This window comes from Rosenbergiella metrosideri, assembly GCF_022602565.1.
Lineage (GTDB): Bacteria > Pseudomonadota > Gammaproteobacteria > Enterobacterales > Enterobacteriaceae > Rosenbergiella > Rosenbergiella metrosideri.
Genome location: NZ_JALBCV010000021.1, coordinates 20680 through 38712 on the forward strand (window position 1 = coordinate 20680; position 18033 = coordinate 38712).

At 48.2% G+C, this 18033-nt stretch carries 19 protein-coding genes; 14 read left to right on the top strand and 5 right to left on the bottom strand.

The window, feature by feature from the left end:
• The first annotated feature begins 77 nt into the window (after positions 1-77).
• From MKR94_RS15180 to uraH, 5 genes are all read left to right on the top strand, one after another.
• The gene (locus MKR94_RS15180; protein ID WP_241647705.1) at positions 78-917 is read left to right on the top strand and encodes a MurR/RpiR family transcriptional regulator; all 840 of its coding nucleotides are present in this window, start codon (positions 78-80) and stop codon (positions 915-917) included.
• 164 nt (positions 918-1081) lie between these two features.
• The gene (locus MKR94_RS15185) at positions 1082-2326 is read left to right on the top strand and encodes a pyridoxal-phosphate-dependent aminotransferase family protein (protein WP_241647706.1); all 1245 of its coding nucleotides are present in this window, start codon (positions 1082-1084) and stop codon (positions 2324-2326) included.
• Entirely contained in the window at positions 2319-3614 is a 1296-nt protein-coding gene (hpxK, locus tag MKR94_RS15190; RefSeq protein ID WP_241647707.1) for an allantoate amidohydrolase, read from the top strand. Before MKR94_RS15185 ends, hpxK begins: the two co-directional genes overlap by 8 nt.
• Complete coding sequence (uraD, locus tag MKR94_RS15195) at positions 3592-4089, top strand: 2-oxo-4-hydroxy-4-carboxy-5-ureidoimidazoline decarboxylase (protein ID WP_241647727.1); 498 nt, start codon at positions 3592-3594, stop codon at positions 4087-4089. The genes hpxK and uraD overlap by 23 nt, the downstream gene beginning before the upstream one ends.
• Positions 4086-4421, top strand: coding sequence for a hydroxyisourate hydrolase (gene uraH, locus MKR94_RS15200; protein WP_241647708.1), 336 nt, complete (start codon positions 4086-4088; stop codon positions 4419-4421). The genes uraD and uraH overlap by 4 nt, the downstream gene beginning before the upstream one ends.
• On the opposite strand, the gene MKR94_RS15205 is transcribed toward uraH, so the two are convergent.
• Positions 4401-5186 carry an amidohydrolase gene (locus tag MKR94_RS15205; RefSeq protein ID WP_241647709.1) on the bottom strand — a complete coding sequence of 262 codons (786 nt, stop codon included), beginning with the start codon at positions 5184-5186 and terminating at the stop codon, positions 4401-4403. The genes uraH and MKR94_RS15205 overlap by 21 nt on opposite strands.
• A complete protein-coding gene (locus MKR94_RS15210) occupies positions 5174-6334 on the bottom strand; it encodes a pyridoxal phosphate-dependent aminotransferase (protein ID WP_241647710.1) in 1161 nt (386 codons plus the stop codon). The genes MKR94_RS15205 and MKR94_RS15210 overlap by 13 nt, the downstream gene beginning before the upstream one ends.
• A gap of 232 nt (positions 6335-6566) precedes the next feature.
• Here MKR94_RS15210 and lpcA point away from each other — a divergent pair, with 232 nt between their 5' ends.
• The gene (lpcA, locus tag MKR94_RS15215) at positions 6567-7154 is read left to right on the top strand and encodes a D-sedoheptulose 7-phosphate isomerase (RefSeq protein ID WP_241647711.1); all 588 of its coding nucleotides are present in this window, start codon (positions 6567-6569) and stop codon (positions 7152-7154) included.
• 121 nt (positions 7155-7275) lie between these two features.
• Positions 7276-8049, top strand: coding sequence for a class II glutamine amidotransferase (locus MKR94_RS15220; RefSeq protein ID WP_241647712.1), 774 nt, complete (start codon positions 7276-7278; stop codon positions 8047-8049).
• Here the strand turns inward: MKR94_RS15220 and dpaA are convergent.
• Entirely contained in the window at positions 8014-8787 is a 774-nt protein-coding gene (dpaA, locus tag MKR94_RS15225; RefSeq protein WP_241647713.1) for a peptidoglycan meso-diaminopimelic acid protein amidase, read from the bottom strand. The genes MKR94_RS15220 and dpaA overlap by 36 nt on opposite strands.
• A gap of 297 nt (positions 8788-9084) precedes the next feature.
• Here dpaA and dinB point away from each other — a divergent pair, with 297 nt between their 5' ends.
• Entirely contained in the window at positions 9085-10140 is a 1056-nt protein-coding gene (gene dinB, locus MKR94_RS15230; RefSeq protein WP_241647714.1) for a DNA polymerase IV, read from the top strand.
• Here the strand turns inward: dinB and MKR94_RS15235 are convergent.
• The gene (locus tag MKR94_RS15235) at positions 10131-11012 is read right to left on the bottom strand and encodes an alpha/beta hydrolase (protein WP_241647715.1); all 882 of its coding nucleotides are present in this window, start codon (positions 11010-11012) and stop codon (positions 10131-10133) included. The genes dinB and MKR94_RS15235 overlap by 10 nt on opposite strands.
• A gap of 53 nt (positions 11013-11065) precedes the next feature.
• On the bottom strand, positions 11066-12523 hold the full coding sequence (gene pepD / locus MKR94_RS15240) for a beta-Ala-His dipeptidase (RefSeq protein ID WP_241647716.1): 1458 nt from the start codon (positions 12521-12523) through the stop codon (positions 11066-11068).
• A gap of 233 nt (positions 12524-12756) precedes the next feature.
• On the opposite strand from pepD, the gene gpt reads away from it, so the two are divergent.
• The 6 genes from gpt (at position 12757) to MKR94_RS15270 (ending at position 18030) form a co-directional block, all read left to right on the top strand.
• The gene (gene gpt, locus MKR94_RS15245) at positions 12757-13215 is read left to right on the top strand and encodes a xanthine phosphoribosyltransferase (protein WP_048911623.1); all 459 of its coding nucleotides are present in this window, start codon (positions 12757-12759) and stop codon (positions 13213-13215) included.
• 109 nt (positions 13216-13324) lie between these two features.
• Complete coding sequence (gene crl / locus MKR94_RS15250) at positions 13325-13717, top strand: sigma factor-binding protein Crl (RefSeq protein WP_241647717.1); 393 nt, start codon at positions 13325-13327, stop codon at positions 13715-13717.
• Between the two features lie 117 nt (positions 13718-13834).
• Complete coding sequence (gene proB / locus MKR94_RS15255; protein ID WP_241647718.1) at positions 13835-14938, top strand: glutamate 5-kinase; 1104 nt, start codon at positions 13835-13837, stop codon at positions 14936-14938.
• A 6-nt stretch (positions 14939-14944) separates the two neighbouring features.
• The gene (gene proA, locus MKR94_RS15260) at positions 14945-16198 is read left to right on the top strand and encodes a glutamate-5-semialdehyde dehydrogenase (RefSeq protein ID WP_241647719.1); all 1254 of its coding nucleotides are present in this window, start codon (positions 14945-14947) and stop codon (positions 16196-16198) included.
• A gap of 192 nt (positions 16199-16390) precedes the next feature.
• Complete coding sequence (locus MKR94_RS15265; protein WP_241647728.1) at positions 16391-16744, top strand: RcnB family protein; 354 nt, start codon at positions 16391-16393, stop codon at positions 16742-16744.
• Between the two features lie 209 nt (positions 16745-16953).
• The gene (locus tag MKR94_RS15270) at positions 16954-18030 is read left to right on the top strand and encodes a 3-deoxy-7-phosphoheptulonate synthase (protein WP_241647720.1); all 1077 of its coding nucleotides are present in this window, start codon (positions 16954-16956) and stop codon (positions 18028-18030) included.
• Positions 18031-18033: the final 3 nt, after the last annotated feature.

Here is an 18033-nt window from a genome sequence, read left to right on the forward strand (position 1 = left end):
GTACCGAGATGAAAAAAAAATTTCAGAGTGGTCTAAATCCTGCTTAATACAGTGAAATGTTTGTTACAGGAGTGAAGATGACGCCTTTAAATCAGCGATTGGCAAGCCATTATGAGAGCCTGACGCCACAAGAAAAGCGTGTGGCGGATTTTATTGTCGATCATTTTGATGATTTGATCAGCTATAACAGTGCGGAGCTTGCACGGGTCAGCGGCGTGTCTAAAGCGACGGTGAGCCGGTTATTTAAACGGCTTGGTTACGAGAAATATAAGGATATGTACGAGGAGCTGCGTCTTTTACGACAAAGCGGTATGCCATTAACGGAACCGAGAGATATAGTGCACGGCGATACCTTGCTCGCCAGGCACTATAAACAAGAGATGGCAAACCTGCTCCATTGGACAACGCTTCTCAACACACAAGAATTTTCGTCGGCCATACAGGCCCTTAATCAGGCTCGGCAAGTGGGGATCATTGGGTACCGAAATGCCTATCCGGTTGCGTTACATCTGCGTGCGCAATTGATTCAAGCCAGAGCACAAGTCAGCCTCTTTCCGACACCTGGGCAGACACTTTCTGAAGAGCTGGTGGACTATGGCCCGCACGATGTGGTGGTAGTGATTGCTTTTAGACGTCGGCCAGCGGTGATAAAAAAATTACTCCAGCAGTTACAACGTCAACAAGTGCCAGTAATAACCCTTTCCGAGCCGCAGGCGTTAAGTATCCAAGGATTAGCCACTTGGCAATTTGCGACGCCACTGGAAAGCGTTTCTGCTTTCGATTGTTACAGTGCGGCGATGAGCTTTGTAACATTGATGGCAAATTCACTGCTGCATTCGACGTTAGAGACTGGACGGCAACGTATTCATAAAATAGCGGAAAGCTATCAGCATCTCGAAGAGCTTGAACAACGTTAATGGGGCACCATAAGAGTGCGGTGCATTATCTTGGTGCACGCCGCTCATCCTAGAGTGATCGCCAAGCTCAGCCAGTGCTGACATTTTATGCCTACATTCTCTGGCACAATTGTTGCAGTGTTTCTCAATAAGAATTTTTTGTTTCAATCACCAAGGACTCGCACATGGATATTTCTTCTTTTTCTCAAATCAATCCACCCCCACGTTTACTGATGGGGCCTGGCCCGATCAATGCGGATCCCCGTGTACTGCGTGCAATGTCGAGTCAACTTATTGGCCAGTATGACCCGGCGATGACGGATTATATGAATCAGGTCATGGCACTTTATCGAGGGGTATTTGCTACCCAGAATCAGTGGACGCTGCTGGTGGATGGGACATCCCGTGCGGGAATCGAGGCAATCCTTGTTTCAACGATTCGTCCCGGCGATAAAGTCTTGGTGCCAGTTTTTGGTCGATTTGGCCATTTGTTATGTGAAATTGCACGCCGCTGCCGTGCTGAGGTCCATACCATTGAGGTGCCTTGGGGAGAGGTGTTTGGCCCTGAACAAATCGAAGAAGCGATTAAAAAAGTAAAACCGCGCTTATTGCTGACCGTGCAGGGCGATACCTCGACCACGATGTTACAGCCTTTGGAGCAGCTTGGGGAAATCTGCCGTCGTCATGGGGTATTACTGTATACCGATGCGACCGCCTCACTGGCCGGCAATCCTTTAGAAACCGATGCATGGGGAATTGATGCGGTGTCGGCGGGTATGCAAAAATGCCTATGCGGTCCTTCGGGGACGTCGCCCATTACCTTAAGCGATCGTATCGTTGAAGAGATCCGTAAGCGTAAGTGTGTCGAGGAAGGGATTCGTACGGCTCAGCACCAGCAAGGCGATGACGAGATGATTTATTCGAATTATTTCGATCTCGCCATGGTGCTCGATTATTGGGGGCCAGAACGACTCAACCACCATACCGAAGCGACCAGTGCGTTATTTGGGGCTTATGAGGCTGCACGTCTTATCTTGGAGGAAGGGCTAGAAGCGGGAATCGCGCGACATAAACTCCACGGTGATGCCATGCTAAAAGGTGTACAAGCGATGGGATTACGAGTATTCGGTGATATTCAACACAAGATGAATAATGTCTTAGGGGTCTATATCCCCTCTGGCGTGGTGGGTGACGAGGTTCGCCATTTGATGCTTCATGATTTTGGGATTGAAATTGGCACCTCTTTTGGCCCGCTACACGGTAAAGTATGGCGTATTGGTACGATGGGGTATAACGCACGCAAAAGCTGTGTGATGCAGACTCTGACCGCGTTAGAAGCCGTGCTGAATCATGTCGGTTTCAAGACCGTGCAAGGGGCGGCGCTTCAAGCCGCTTGGGACCATTATCTAGCGGTGGATGCCCATGCTTAATCTTATTCCAAAAGCGATGGCAGATAGCGCTGCCCAGCGCGTGATGCAGCGTTGTGACCTGTTAGCAAGTATTAGTGAAACGCAAGGCATGCTGACGCGTGTTTATCTGTCTGACGAACATTTCCAAGCGAATCGCCAAGTTCAGCAATGGATGGAAGAGGCTGGGATGTCAGTCTGGCAAGATGAGGTGGGCAATATCTGTGGTCGATATGAAGCTGTGACGGATGGGGCACCAGCTATACTATTAGGCTCACATCTCGATTCTGTGCGTAATGCAGGGCGTTATGATGGCCCGCTGGGTGTTTTAACGGCAATTGAAGTGGTGAGTGCGTTACGAAGCCAAAATATCCGCCTGGCTAACGCCATCGAAATCGTTGGCTTTGCCGACGAAGAAGGTACCCGTTTTGGCATTACGCTCCTAGGGAGTAAGGGGTTAACGGGGCAGTGGCCGAATGACTGGCTTGATAAGACAGATGATCAGTCGGTTAGCGTGCGAGAAGCGATGATCGCGCAACATCTCGACCCACGCAAGGTGTTACAGGCTGCTCGTCGTCCCGAATCTATTGCCGCCTATTTAGAACTTCATATTGAGCAAGGGCCTTGTCTTGAAACGGCTGATTTACCACTAGGCGTAGTCACGGCGATTAATGGTGCTCATCGTTTACACTGTCATTTTACTGGGCTTGCGGGTCATGCTGGGACAGTGCCAATGACGCAGCGTCAAGATGCACTGGTGGCGGCCGCTGAATGGATAATGGCGATCGAAAAAGAGACGACTGCGGCAGGGGGCGGATTAGTGGCCACTGTCGGGCAAATCAGTTGTTCACCGGGAGCTGTAAATGTGATCCCGGGTGAAGTCGTATTGAGCTTAGATATTCGAGGGCCAGAAGATGCCCCGTTAAGCCAGCTTTTAGAACACTTGTTGGCACATGCACAGAGTATTGCCTCCGCACGAGGCATTAGCTTCCGCGCTGAAGAGTTTTATCATATCGCGGCAACGACCTGTGATAAGCGATTACGCGAAGCCTGTACCCAAGCTGTTACCGCAGTTCAAGGGAGTGCACCGCAACTGTCAAGTGGTGCAGGGCATGATGCGATAGCTATCGCCGCACAGTGGCCGGTTGCCATGATCTTTGTGCGTTGCGAGAAAGGGATCAGTCATCATCCTGCTGAAGCTGTCACGGTGCAAGATGTGGCCGCCGGGATCCAAGCTTTTACTCAAGCGGTACAATTAACGGCCACACCTTCACGAGAATATGAAACCGATGATCTCTCTCAAGCAGTTTAATGAAAGCGACGCACAGAGTGCACAGCAGGCTATCGCCCATTGTGTAGCAATAGAGGCCTGGCAAACTGAACTGGTTGCACATCGACCTTATCGCGATATCGCAACGTTACACAGAGTCGCTGCTGAGCTAACCGCGGGATGGGGGGAAGAGGCCCTGGCTTCGGCGCTAAAAGCGCATCCTCGTATCGGCGAACGGCCCACGGGAGAGAGCTTTGAAGCACAGGCTTCGCGTCAAGAACAAGCGGCCGTACAACAGACCGACCAACAGAGTAAAGAAGCGATTCGCTTGGGTAACTTACGCTATGAGCAGCGTTTCCAGCGAGTATTTCTAATTCGCGCTAAAGGCCGTACACCGCAAGATATTCTGGCAGCACTTGAGCAGCGTTTGCAGCTCAGTGCGGCAGAAGATATTGAGGCCAGCCTACAACAGCTGCGTGAAATCACGGCATTACGTTTGCAGGAGGCTATTCAATGAGTACGATTACGACGCATATTTTAGACACCGCTTTGGGAAAACCTGCCAGCAACGTTGCCATCACCTTGGAGCAATTGACTAACGAAGGGTGGCAACAGATTGCGAGGGGGAAAACGGATAACGATGGCCGCCTAAAAACCTTAACCCCTGAGCCCATCGTGCCAGGACATTATCGATTAACCGCAGAAATTGGCGATTATTTTGCGCAAACTAATCGCCCCTCATTATACCTTACCGCCCAGATTGATTTTGTGATTACACAGACGGGAGAACACTTCCATCTTCCTTATCTTATTACTCCCAATTCGTGGTCAACCTACCGAGGAAGTTAAGGTAAAACTGTCCGCATCCTGCCAGGCTGGAAACGCTTGGCGGTAAGCGATTGCCCGTTGACGGTCAATCGTTGTGGTGATCACTGTCGCCTCTGCGGGTAAGGCTGAGGCGATAATCTCTCCTTCAGGCGCGATGATTTGACTATCTCCTCGGTACGATAACCCATTCTCATCCTCTCCGACGCGATTACAGCCTATTACCCAACTTTGGTTTTCGATAGCCCTCGCTAATAATAAGGCTTGCCAGTGGTTTGCACGGGCAGCAGGCCAACTTGCCACATAGATCATTAAGTCGTAATCGTTGTTGATCGTGCGCGAAAAGGCTGGGAAGCGCAGGTCATAGCAAATTTGCGGCAATATACGCCATCCACGGTATTCAATAATTTGGCGGCTGGCTCCTGGCTTATAATGCTGATGCTCGTTGGCCATCCGAAAAAGATGGCGTTTATCATAGTATGAGAAGTCACCCTGCGGGGTAACGAAATAAAAACGATTCACTGCACTGTCAGCCAGCTGGATCGCCGCACTGCCGCAGAGTGCGGTATCGTACTTCTGGGCGAGTGCTTGTAACCAACCGAGTACCCGTGCTTCACTCAGCGATTGGGTTGCCGCTTGCATCGAAAACCCAGTGGTGAACATTTCGGGCAATACCCACAAATCGTGGTGGGCAGATTGTGCGATAAGGCGGGAAAAATGCTGGAGATTAGCGTCGCCATCCATCCAGATAATCGGTTGCTGTAATACTCCGACCGTTAAAGTTGACATAGTTTCTCCGCAGCTGCCTGCAAGGTCGCCTCTTCTTTTGCAAAGCATAGCCTGATTAAGTGATGAGGAAAGGCCTCTTTACAGAATACGGAAAGCGGAATAGCGGCAACGCCGACCTCTTTGGTGAGGTAAAGGCAAAAGTCGACATCGTTCATCTGGGAAATGGCGGAGTAATCAAGCAGTAAAAAGTAGGTTCCTTGGCACGGTAACAGGGTAAAACGACTTTCTTGTAATGCATTAATTAAGAAATCGCGGCGTTGCTGATAAAAGCTTGGAAGATTTTGGTCATGCTCAGGAGCATGATTCAGCATATCCGCTAACGCAAGCTGAGTGGGGGTATGAACTGAAAACGTAAGGTACTGATGTATTTTTCTAATTTCGAGGCTCAAATGAGGCGGGGCGACACAGTATCCAACCTTCCAGCCCGTCATATGATAGGTTTTGCCAAACGACGAGACGACAATCCCCCTCTCGCGCAGAGAAGCGTGCTGCAACAAGCTGTAATGTCCATGCTGAGCAAAACAGATATGCTCATACACTTCATCGCTCAAGACAAATATTGGGCGTTCGGCAATTGCGGACCACAACGCGTCGAATTCCTCTTTTTGCCAAACACTAGCAGTTGGGTTGTGTGGGGTATTAATAATCACTAGACGGGTTTTATCGCTAATTGCTGCAGAGAAGCTGGACCAATTAGGTGTGAAATCGGGAGGTGTTAAAGGTATGTGTTTCATGATTCCGCCCGCGAGTTGCACCGCAGGGGCATAACTATCGTAACTGGGATCGAAACAGATCACTTCATCACCGGGGCGAACTAACGCCGTGATGCTAGCAAATAATGCCTCCGTAGCCCCCGCTGTCACGGTAATGTCCGTCTCTTTATCGACCTGACATTCGTAACAACGGGCGATTTTTGCACTGATTGCTTCACGCAAGGCGGGGGTCCCGGACATCGGTGCATACTGGTTTGTCCCCTGTTCAACATGATGGGCTAGGCGTTGCTGCAAGTAATCTGGGCCACTGAAGTCAGGGAAGCCTTGTGAGAGGTTAATTGCGCCCACCTGCTGAGCCAGTGCGCTCATGGTGGTGAAAATAGTGGTGCCTAGAGCGGGAAGTTTACTCTCTGGAATCGGTGCTGAACGAGTCATGAGGGGCCTCTGCGTCATGGTAAGAGCGAATGAATACCACTATAACAGGGCAAAAAATTTTGGCAATATGGACGTTTGGATGTCTAAATTTAGGCGTGTGATCGGCTTTTTTTATCGGTTTGAGATCAACAGCGCAAAGAAACCTGTGTTAATCGCCTCGGTCATATTGCACTGAAATACTAATGGGCTACACTTGGCACCTGAATTTTTCCGTATTCCACAAGGAATTTATATGTACCATGATCTTATCCGTGATGAGTTAAATGAGGCAGCTAAAACGCTTGAGCAGTTCCTCAGTCAAGACGCTAACCTTAATGCCATTCAGCAGGCTGCAGAGCTGCTCGCGGCAAGCTTCAAACAGGGTGGGAAGGTATTGTCTTGTGGAAATGGTGGTTCACACTGCGATGCAATGCATTTTGCTGAAGAACTCACGGGGCGATATCGTGAAGATCGTCCCGGCTACCCCGCCATTGCGATTTCTGATGTTAGCCATTTATCCTGTGTCAGTAACGATTTTGGCTATGAATTTGTCTTCTCCCGCTTTATCGAGGCGGTGGGGCAATCGGGTGATGTTCTGCTCGGTATTTCTACCTCAGGTAACTCCGGCAATATTATCCGCGCGATCGATGCTGCACGGAGTAAGGGGATGAAAGTGATTACGCTTACAGGTAAGGATGGCGGCAAGATGGCAGGTACCGCGGATATTGAAATTCGAGTCCCGCATTTTGGTTACGCTGACCGTATTCAAGAGATTCATATTAAAATTATCCATATTTTGATTATGCTGATCGAAAAAGAGATGGAACGTATTTCGGCATAAGTATTTCTTTTTTGTTATGAATTAAGCGCGCTTTATCCCGTTGCAGCATAACGCAGAGCATGTTATTGATTATTAGGTATCGGCGTTAAGTGACTGATACGCTGCTATTGAGGTCAACTGCATGTGTGAGCTGCTTGGGATGAGCGCAAATGTCCCTACTGATATCTGTTTTAGTTTTTCCGGTCTGGTACAGCGGGGTGGAGGCACGGGTCCGCATAAAGACGGGTGGGGCATTACGTTTTATGAAGGGAAGGGCTGCCGAACCTTTAAAGACCCCCTCCCTAGCTTTGAATCGCCTATTGCACGATTAGTGCAAGAGTATCCAATTAAATCTCATTCCGTGATCGCTCATATTCGTCAAGCGAACCGCGGTAAAGTCGCCCTAGAGAATACCCATCCCTTCACGCGTGAGCTTTGGGGGCGTCATTGGACCTATGCACACAATGGACAGCTCAAAGGCTACCGCCGTCTCGAAACTGGGCAGTTTCGTCCCGTAGGGGAAACGGATAGCGAGCGGGCTTTCTGCTGGCTGCTACATAAACTCTCGCAACGCTTTCCTCAGACACCTAGAAACTGGACTTCAGTATTTCGTTACATAGCCGAACTCGCCAGCGAACTGCGAGCATTGGGGGTATTCAATATGTTGCTCTCAGACGGGCGTTACTTGATGGCGTATTGCTCAACACATCTTCATTGGATTACGCGGCGTTCACCTTTTGGTAAGGCGGTGCTGATTGACCAGGATATTGAAGTTGATTTTATGCAGCAGACAACCGCTCACGATGTGGTGACCGTTGTAGCAACACAGCCTCTTACAGGAAATGAAACCTGGCACAAGATTATGCCAGGCGAATGGAAGTTATTTTGCTTGGGTGAAGGCCAGAAAGGTCTTTGATGCACTCGGGGTAGTCGTTTGGAATGGATTACCTCGTGGTGCGCTCGTTCCATTGCTTTGGCCATTAACGATATATTGATTATTCATTACAGCAATCATTGGCGGTTGCTTATACTTCTCGAAATAATCATAACCAGGCTTCAATTGCTTCCAGAAGTTAATGTACTGCGAACCGGCATAGCGACGCATATTGTCGTCGGTCATCCGGAACGGATAGATATTCACTTCAATCTGGGTTTGGCCGTTATTAAATGCAGCTGTTACGTACTTAAAGATTTGATCGATACCACTATTAGTCATGGCATAACAGCCAATAGAGACACAATCACCGTGAATCATTAAGTAGTTACCGTTATAACCGTTAGCTCTATCGTACTGATTAGGAAAGCCTAAATTAATCGCACGGTAGTAATGGCTATCTGGGTGAAGCTGTGAGGCGCCAATGGTATAAAATCCTTCCGGACTCTTAAAATCACCTTGAACTCTTTTAGGGCCTAAGCCGCCCGAGAACTTACAAATATTAAAGCGATTAAGTAGGCGATACTGATTACCGAGTTTGGCATAAAGTTCGAGCGTACGCTCAGACTTAAAAATCTGGATAAATACCGGCGAGCCGATCAGTTCAGTTTTCAGCTGATCGCTAACTGGGGCTTGTAATGCATTAGAGAGTGGAACGATTTCTGTTGAGAACGCGTTACAGGAAAACAATATCGCAAATATGAGTGCGAAAATACGCATGCTAGGTGTACCTTGATGACAATCATGAGGACGGTCTGCAATCGGATAACAGACTATTGCAGTAGAACGGTTTATCTGCGCAACATTATCACTGTTATGGCTTTAATCAAGCTTTCAGCTAGCTTTTTTTGTTAAAAAAAATGAGGCTGGATTTTAGGTGCGATATGGCTCTCATTTATCTGCTTATTGCCTAATATCCCCCCTGAAATTATTGCTTTGCACTGGCTTAATGCGGTACGACTTGCATTACCCTCTGGTTATTTATACAGTGTATTGATAGTCGGTCGGAGGGGTGAAATGCGTAAAATTATTCATGTCGATATGGATTGTTTTTATGCAGCGGTTGAAATGCGAGATAATCCTGCCTTGCGGGATATGCCCATTGCGATCGGCGGAAGCCGAGAGCGGCGGGGTGTCATCAGCACCGCAAATTATCCAGCCCGTCGTTATGGCGTAAAAAGTGCTATGCCAACAGCGACGGCATTAAAATTATGTCCACAGTTAACCTTGCTCCCTGGTCGATTCGACGCTTATAAACAGGCCTCTGCCCAAATACAGCAAATATTCAAACGGTATACCTCAAAAGTTGAACCACTTTCCTTAGACGAAGCTTATCTCGACGTGACGGATTGCCTTGCCTGCCAAGGTTCCGCAACACTGATTGCGGAAGAAATACGTCGTTCAATTTTCCTTGAGACTGGGCTTACGGCATCAGCGGGCGTGGCTCCCATCAAATTTTTGGCCAAAATCGCTTCCGAAGTGAATAAACCCGATGGGCTGTATGTTATCCCGCCACAGCAGGTTGACCATTTTTTACAGACGCTCCCTCTAGCGAAGATCCCTGGGGTGGGCGAGGTGTCATCAAGAAAGCTGGCCGATTTAGGTCTTTATACTTGTGCCGATATTCAAAAAGTTGAGCTAAGTTTTCTGTTAAAAACTTTCGGTAAGTTTGGTCGTAGCCTATGGGAAAAAAGCCAAGGCATTGATACGCGAGATGTCGACGGCCATCGATTACGCAAGTCTGTCGGTGTCGAGACGACGCTCTCCGTCGATATTGAACATTGGGAGCAGTGTCTGGAGGTGATCGATAAGTTGTATCCAGAACTCGAACGTCGATTACGTCAAGTCCGGCCTGACCTACGGATTGCACGTCAGGGGGTTAAATTTAAGTTTTCCGACTTCCAACAGACGACCCTTGAGCATATCTGGACTGAACTGACCAAGCAGGACTTTATCGATCTCGCCTTGAAACTCTGGGAGCAACGGCGACAGGGGCGATCGGTTAGGTTAATTGGTCTTCATGTCAGTCTGCTTGATCCGCAAGTGGAGCGTCAATTACCCCTTCAGTTATGAGCGGGCAGTTGATTGAGCCAGGCGAGGTAATGTTCTGGCCAAGCGGAGTTCGCCATTCCTTTTTGCCCTAATCCAAAACCATGACCGCCCGTTGCGTAGCGTATCCATGTCATAGGGACATGGTGTTGTGTCGCGGCATGTTGAAGTAAAAAACCATTTTGCAGTGGGGCAATGGGGTCATCTTCGCTTTCGACAACGAAGAGTGGAGGAGAATGGTCATGAATAGCCGGTGGTACTGACCATTTTGCTTCCTCTTGGCGTGACGCGTGACGTCCGGCGAGGACCCGAAAGGTGGCACTATGGTCGAGGGGAGGCTCCACAGAAATAATCGGGTAGATCAACGCCATACCTTCAACGCTAAACGGTGCATTGTCATCCTTTTGCGTTATCTCAGCACGATTTATGGCTAAGGCGAGTAAATGGGCGCCCGCTGAAAAGCCGAGTACGCTTAGGTGCGGGTTTTGATGGTGAATGATCCTCAACGCTTGTCGGACATCTTTCATGGCGACACCTTTACCTTGCGGCCAGTTTGCGCTGGGTAATCGGTAAGTCAGTACGTAGGCGCGAAACCCCTGCTGAGTGAGAAAGTGTGCGGCAGGTATCGCTTCTTTAGCTTGCTCAATTCTTCGGTAACCCCCGCCCGCAGCGATTAGCACAGTTTTGCCGTTAAAAGTCTTGGGAGAGTAGAGCGTTAAAAAAGGCGCATTAACTTGGGTGACTTTGCCTTGAGCCGTCGTCACCACACTAGGGCCTGGACGGGTTTGGTCACCACCAGTAGGCCAAAGCATAATTTTTTCGGCAGAGGCTTGAGCGAGAGCGAGAGAGGGCAGAAAAATAAGTGTGGCTAACCCTCTTATCCAGTTAGTAATCATGAGTGGCCTCTCAAACAACGATATGCTAGGCGATTGCTCGCCTAGCAGGGCACTTATTTGGTTGGAACGGCTTTGAGTAAGGCCGTTAGCAGTTGCCAATAAAGGCCAACACTTCCAATATGTACTTGTTCATCCGGTGAATGAGGTCCAGTAATGGTTGGTCCGATAGAGACCATATCTAAATGGGGGTATGGCTCGCGGAATAAACCACATTCTAACCCAGCATGAATGACTTGAATGTTGGGTTTCTTACCAAAAAGATCCAAATAAATTTCGCGAGTTAAGGCCATTATGGCGGAGTTGGCATCAGGCTGCCAGCCAGGATAACTGCCCGATGCTTCTGTTTTCGCACCGGCTAATGCGCCCAATGAATGTAACATTGACACGACATACTCTTTACCACTATCAATAAGCGAGCGGATTAGGCAGTAGATTTTTGCCTGATTTTCTTCAAGAGTCACGATACCAATATTTAATGATGTCTCGACGACACCCGGCGCAACATCAGAGTTACGGATCACGCCATTAGGGGTCACATTCAGTAAATTGATAAAGCGATCTTGGCTTTCTGCGACTAACGCTTGCCCACTGTGCGAGGTTGCCTGCGCACTTAAGGTCACATTTTTATCTTTTGGCGCGACTTCATTTTGTAAGATTGAAAGGTAGTCCTGAAGTGCCTGCTGAAGGGCCGCTTCCTGTTCCGGAGCAACGGCGACGACCGCGCTGGCCTCACGAGGAATAGCGTTACGAAGGTTACCGCCTTTAAAATCGATCAACTGCAGATCGAGCTTATCGCGAGATTCAGCAAAGAAACGCGCCAACAGTTTTGTCGCGTTACCTAATCCTAGATGGATATCGGCACCAGAGTGTCCGCCACGTAGCCCTTTGAGGCTAATCTCTAAAATCAGATGTTGCGCAGGAATATCGACTCGGCTAATCGGGAGTTCAGATAAGAAATCGATTCCCCCTGCACATCCCATATAGACTTCACCCTCCTCTTCAGAGTCGGTGTTGATCAGAATCTCTGCTTGCAGCCAATTAGGTTGTAAGCCGAAAGCGCCTTCCATCCCAGCTTCTTCAGTCATGGTGAGTAGGACTTCTAGCGGGCCGTGTTCAACGGTTTTATCGGCTAAAACGGCAAGCGCAGAAGCCATACCGATACCGTTATCAGCACCGAGAGTCGTACCGCGAGCTTTCAGCCACTCACCATCAACCCAAGGTTGAATGGGATCGCGCGCAAAATCGTGCTCGGTAGCATTATTTTTTTGCGGAACCATATCGAGGTGGGCTTGTAAGGCAACAGGTTTACGATTTTCCATTCCTGCAGTCGCCGGTTTACGGATTAGAATATTACCTACAGCATCCCGCTCACACCAAAATTGCTGGGTTTTAGCCCAGTCTACAATATAAGTTGCTAACGCTTCTTCATGATAAGAAGGATGTGGTATAGAGCAGATTTTGGCGAAGAAGTCCCATAAGGGCTGAGGTGACAGTTGAGACAGTTCAGACACAATGCGTCTCCTATAACGGATTAGGATTAAGCCCCGTCATCAGGGCATAGAGCGGTTATTATTAGTCGAGAAAGCATATCATTGTTCGCGAGCAAGCAGCGATTTATACCGAAAAAAAGTCAAACTCGGCAGCAGCACTGGTTTTTATCTGACGTTATCCCTATAATCACGCGCAAACTTTTTTTCGTTTGTCCATTCACCAGACCATTCCTGTTGGTCGGAGCCTGATTATTATGAGTCAAAAATACGTAGTTACTTGGGATATGTTGCAAATTCACGCCCGTCAGTTGGCTGAGAAATTACTGCCAGTTGAACAGTGGAAAGGCATCATCGCTGTGAGCCGGGGTGGACTGGTTCCTGCGGCCCTATTGGCACGTGAACTCGGTATTCGCCATGTCGATACAGTCTGCATCTCAAGCTACGACCATGACCATCAACGTGAAATGAAAATTCTGAAACGTGCGGAAGGCGATGGTGAAGGGTTTATCGTAATTGATGACCTAGTGGACACAGGCGGCACAGCAAAAGTTGTTCGCGAGATGTATCATAAAGCGCGCTTTGTAACAATTTTCGCTAAGCCAGCAGGTCGACCATTAGTTGATGATTACGTTGTTGATATTCCACAAGATACTTGGATCGAGCAACCTTGGGATATGGGGATCACCTTTATTCCACCGCTAGTCAAAAGTTGATGGAAAAAACAGCACCTGAGGGTGCTGTTTTTTTTTATCATTTTCATTTAATAGTAAGTCTGCTAAAAGTAACACTGATAACAATGAACGCTAATAGGAGTGCAGTCAGATGGTACTACCCGGAGGCCACTTCAGAGGCCGTTACATCGTAAAATTTAATGAGTTAGGTCCCTATTTGCGCGAGGACCAATGCCAAGATCACCGTTTTTTCTTCGACTGTTTAGCTGTCTGTACCAATATTAAACCGGCACCTGAGAAGAGAGAGTTTTGGGGATGGTGGTTAGTGTTAGAGGCTCAGGAAACTCACTTCGACTATCGTTTCGACTTTGGTTTATACGATAAAGCAGGCCAATGGGTACCCGCTGAAATCAAACGCGATGAGGATCGTCAAGAAGCCGAGGCGAGTCTACAAAAATTCTTCCCTCGCCTCGAAGCATTGATGAACGAACTTAATGCACCGCTTATTCCTGCGAGTAACTTCGAACCCTCGTTATCGTTTTAATCATCTACGCTGCCCCTTTTTAGATTAAGTTACGCGAAGCATAAGGATAGCTATTGGCAAGCTCTAGCTGTCCTGATACAACTGTGGACTCATTTAACTCTCTAGGTGGCAGGAAATATGCGTGGCAGTCAGACCTTAGTGGTCAAATTAGGGACCAGTGTTCTCACTGGCGGTTCTCGTCAACTCAACCGTGCAAGAATGGTTGAGATCGTGCGGCAGTGTGCACAAGCAATGAATGACGGTCATCGAATCGTAGTGGTGACCTCTGGTGCTATCGCGGCAGGCAGAGAGCATCTGAATTATCCCGAACTGCCCCCCACCATTGCGTCTAAACAACTGCTTGCCGCAGTGGGGCAGTGTCGCCTGATCCAGTTATGGGAACAGCTGTTTGCCATCTATGGTATTCATATTGGTCAAATGCTTATCACCCGTGCGGACATGGAAGATAGAGAGCGCTTTCTTAATGCACGTGATATGCTGCACGCACTCTTAGACCAGCGTATCGTTCCGGTTATCAACGAGAACGACGCCGTCGCCACGGCAGAAATCAAAGTCGGCGATAACGATAATCTTTCCGCTCTAGCGGCAATACTCTCCGATGCTGACAAGCTTTTGCTCTTAACCGATCAACAAGGTCTGTTTACCGCCGATCCGCGTTATGATCCCAATGCAACATTGGTCGAAGATGTTTATCAGATCGATGACTCGCTAAAGATGATGGCGGGGGGGAGTGTTTCTGGATTGGGAACTGGAGGTATGGCAACTAAGCTGCAGGCGGCTGAAGTGGCATGTCGAGCAGGTATTGATGTCATTATCGCGCCCGGTGACCAACCCATCGTTATTCAGCGATTATTACAAGGTGAAAAATCTGGAACCTTGTTCCACGCGCAAGAACATCGTCTGGAAAGCCGTAAGCATTGGATCTTTGGTGCGCCACCCGCGGGGTCTGCGCTAATCGATGCCGGCGCATTAACCGCACTGCTCGAGCGGGGCAGTTCACTATTGCCGAAAGGCATTACTGAAATTACCGGCAATTTTTCTCGCGGCGAAGTCATCGCGATTCGTGACCCTCAAGGTAACGATATCGCGCATGGCGTTTCGCGCTATAACAGTGATGCTTTACGTATGATTGCCGGGAAACATAGCCAATCTATTAGTGAAATCTTAGGCTATGAATATGGTGCGGTGGCCGTGCATCGTGATGATATGATCGTAGGATAAGTCGAGATGAATATAGAATTAATGGGACAGCGTGCGAAAGCTGCTGCGTATCAACTTGCCACGCTGACTGCGCAAGAGAAAAATCAGCTATTGATGACTGTTGCTGATCACTTAAACGCGAATGCGGTTGATATATTAGCTGCTAACCAATTAGATGTGGCAGATGCCGTTAAGCAAGGTCTTTCACCTGCATTAATTGATCGTTTAACACTCACGGTTGAAAGGTTAGCGGATATCGCCGATGATGTTCGTAAAGTCTGCCAACTCAGTGACCCTATAGGCCAAGTGATTGATGGTGGCCTGCTAGACAACGGCTTAAAGATTGAGCGACGTCGAGTGCCGTTGGGGGTGGTTGCTATTATCTATGAAGCTCGCCCGAATGTGACTATCGACGTGGCAACTCTATGCTTAAAAACAGGTAATGCAGCGATTTTACGGGGGGGAAAAGAGACCTATCGTACCAATGCGCAAACTGTTAACGTTATTCGTAAGGCATTGACACAGCATGGCCTACCCATCGATGCCGTGCAAGCAATTGATGACCCCGATCGTCAATGGGTAAACCAATTATTGAAGTTGGATAAGTACGTCGATATGTTGATCCCGCGGGGTGGGGCAAGCTTACACAAGTTGTGTCGTGAGCACTCAACCATTCCTGTCATTACCGGTGGAATTGGTGTCTGTCATCTCTATGTTGATGAAACGATGGATAGAGAACAAGCTATTAACGTAATCATCAATGCTAAAAAACAGCGCCCAAGTGCCTGTAATTCCCTAGAAACCCTGTTAATTCATCGTTCACAACTCGACCAGTTCTTACCCCAATTCCTGTCGCGCATGGCGCAGGAAGGCATCACTCTGCACTTGGACCCGCAATTATCCTCTCACCCAGCCTTGGAGGATAAAGAGTATGCGCAAGCCACTGAGGCCTCTTATCGTGATGAGTGGTTATCCCTTGATCTGAATGTCAAAGCGGTAGCAGACCTACACGAAGCGGTTGAGCATATCCGCGAATACGGTACGCAACATTCAGATGGCATCTTGACTGAACGTTATCTGAATGCCCAAGAATTTGTGAATCAAGTCGACTCTGCTGCCGTGTATGTCAATGCCAGCACACGTTTTACGGATGGCGGACAATTTGGCTTGGGGGCTGAAGTAGCGGTGAGTACCCAGAAGCTGCATGCGAGGGGACCGATGGGATTAGAGGCATTAACGACCTACAAGTGGATCTGCTGGGGCCAAAATAGTTTACGTTGATACTGCTAAGTTTTCGGTAAGGAAATACGCTTTTTGGTAAGTTTGGATATACTCTCCTGACACGAATCAAGAGTAATCTTGATGATTAGCGCTAAAGTATTACGCATAATTCCACTCATATTTTGGCTCGGGCGAGAAGTTATGCGTAAAAGACCCCTAGTGTTAGCGATGGTATGGTTAACCTTAAACCCGATGGTTAGGGCGTATGCTCATGACCATCATCATGATGACTGGGACCGCCATGGTCATTCAGGTCCACGGTGGCAGGACCGCCGTGATTGGCGTGACCACCACCGTGATCATGACAGGAACTCTCACCATCGACCGCATTATGACAGAAGAGATTTTTTCTATGGCGGTCATCATTTTAGACCAGGTGGAAGATACCCTCATCAATATTATCAAAATCGATATTGGGTCAACGACTGGCACCGGCACGGATTAGGCTCACCACCTCCTGGACATCGGTGGGCGAATATCAATGGTAATTATGTCCTGATTGCCGTTGCTACAGGTGTTATCACATCCCTTATCCTCAATAACTAATTCAAATAGGCCCGAAATGATTCGGGCCTTTTTTTCAAGAACTCGCTATTGTATAGAATACATTACAGAATACAGTTTTCTGATTTAATTAGCTCATTAGTGTAAGTTATTCTTTACATGTAGATGATTGTTGGATTGAAATCTTTACTTTTTGTGATATTGTGGAGGCATTGGTCGCAGAGACCCCCTCATTTTAGTCAGGTAACGTCATGCAGAAAGATGCCTTAAATAATGTTCATATCACGGATGAGTCGGTAATGATGACCCCGGCAGAACTGAAAGAGTTGTTCCCATTAACCGTTGAACTGCAACAACAAATCCATGATTCTCGCCAAACAATTGCCGATATCATTGCCGGTCGAGATCCTCGTCTGTTAGTCGTATGTGGCCCATGTTCTATTCATGATCCGCAAGCGGCAGTAGAGTACGCAGCGCTATACAAAAAATTAGCCGAAGAGGTGAAAGATTCTCTCTACTTAGTGATGCGGGTTTACTTTGAGAAGCCACGTACCACTGTAGGGTGGAAAGGATTAATCAACGATCCGCATATGGATGGTTCATTTGATATTGAGCAGGGCTTAAAACAAGCCCGTCAATTATTAGTTGAGTTGGTATCGATGGGGCTCCCTCTGGCAACCGAAGCCTTAGATCCCAACTCACCACAGTACCTCGGTGACTTGTTTAGTTGGTCAGCGATTGGGGCGCGAACCACTGAATCGCAAACTCACCGTGAAATGGCATCAGGCTTATCAATGCCGGTTGGCTTTAAAAATGGCACAGATGGCAGCTTGGGTACGGCGATTAATGCTATGCGTGCCGCCGCGATGCCGCATCGTTTTGTTGGGATTAATCAACAAGGTCAAGTCTGTCTATTACAAACGCAAGGTAACGGGGATGGGCATGTCATTTTGCGGGGCGGTAAGACGCCGAATTATCATCCTGAAGATATCGCCCAGTGTGAAGCTGAAATGACCAAAGCGGGACTACGTCCTTCGTTAATGATCGATTGCAGTCACGGTAACTCTAATAAGGACTATCGCCGTCAAACCGTGGTGGCCGAAAGCGTATTGCAGCAGCTGCAAGCGGGAAATCGTTCTATTACCGGAATCATGTTAGAGAGCCACCTGTTCGAGGGAAGCCAATCTTCCGAATTGCCCCGTGCTGAGATGCAATATGGTGTTTCCGTAACCGATGCCTGTATAAATTGGCAGGTTACTGAGCAATTATTAAAGAAACTCGCCGATGCAATGAGTGCTATGATCACTTCAAGTATAGTGGAAGGGTAGATA

Bases quoted from the DNA above. Each gene is read 5' to 3' on its own strand.
- MKR94_RS15180 (WP_241647705.1), top strand. From the start codon at position 78: ATGACGCCTTTAAATCAGCGATTGGCAAGCCATTATGAGAGCCTGACG.
- MKR94_RS15185 (WP_241647706.1), top strand. From the start codon at position 1,082: ATGGATATTTCTTCTTTTTCTCAAATCAATCCACCCCCACGTTTACTG.
- hpxK (WP_241647707.1), top strand. From the start codon at position 2,319: ATGCTTAATCTTATTCCAAAAGCGATGGCAGATAGCGCTGCCCAGCGC.
- uraD (WP_241647727.1), top strand. From the start codon at position 3,592: ATGATCTCTCTCAAGCAGTTTAATGAAAGCGACGCACAGAGTGCACAG.
- uraH (WP_241647708.1), top strand. From the start codon at position 4,086: ATGAGTACGATTACGACGCATATTTTAGACACCGCTTTGGGAAAACCT.
- MKR94_RS15205 (WP_241647709.1), bottom strand. From the start codon at position 5,186: ATGTCAACTTTAACGGTCGGAGTATTACAGCAACCGATTATCTGGATG.
- MKR94_RS15210 (WP_241647710.1), bottom strand. From the start codon at position 6,334: ATGACTCGTTCAGCACCGATTCCAGAGAGTAAACTTCCCGCTCTAGGC.
- lpcA (WP_241647711.1), top strand. From the start codon at position 6,567: ATGTACCATGATCTTATCCGTGATGAGTTAAATGAGGCAGCTAAAACG.
- MKR94_RS15220 (WP_241647712.1), top strand. From the start codon at position 7,276: ATGTGTGAGCTGCTTGGGATGAGCGCAAATGTCCCTACTGATATCTGT.
- dpaA (WP_241647713.1), bottom strand. From the start codon at position 8,787: ATGCGTATTTTCGCACTCATATTTGCGATATTGTTTTCCTGTAACGCG.
- dinB (WP_241647714.1), top strand. From the start codon at position 9,085: ATGCGTAAAATTATTCATGTCGATATGGATTGTTTTTATGCAGCGGTT.
- MKR94_RS15235 (WP_241647715.1), bottom strand. From the start codon at position 11,012: ATGATTACTAACTGGATAAGAGGGTTAGCCACACTTATTTTTCTGCCC.
- gpt (WP_048911623.1), top strand. From the start codon at position 12,757: ATGAGTCAAAAATACGTAGTTACTTGGGATATGTTGCAAATTCACGCC.
- crl (WP_241647717.1), top strand. From the start codon at position 13,325: ATGGTACTACCCGGAGGCCACTTCAGAGGCCGTTACATCGTAAAATTT.
- proB (WP_241647718.1), top strand. From the start codon at position 13,835: ATGCGTGGCAGTCAGACCTTAGTGGTCAAATTAGGGACCAGTGTTCTC.
- proA (WP_241647719.1), top strand. From the start codon at position 14,945: ATGAATATAGAATTAATGGGACAGCGTGCGAAAGCTGCTGCGTATCAA.
- MKR94_RS15265 (WP_241647728.1), top strand. From the start codon at position 16,391: ATGGTTAGGGCGTATGCTCATGACCATCATCATGATGACTGGGACCGC.
- MKR94_RS15270 (WP_241647720.1), top strand. From the start codon at position 16,954: ATGCAGAAAGATGCCTTAAATAATGTTCATATCACGGATGAGTCGGTA.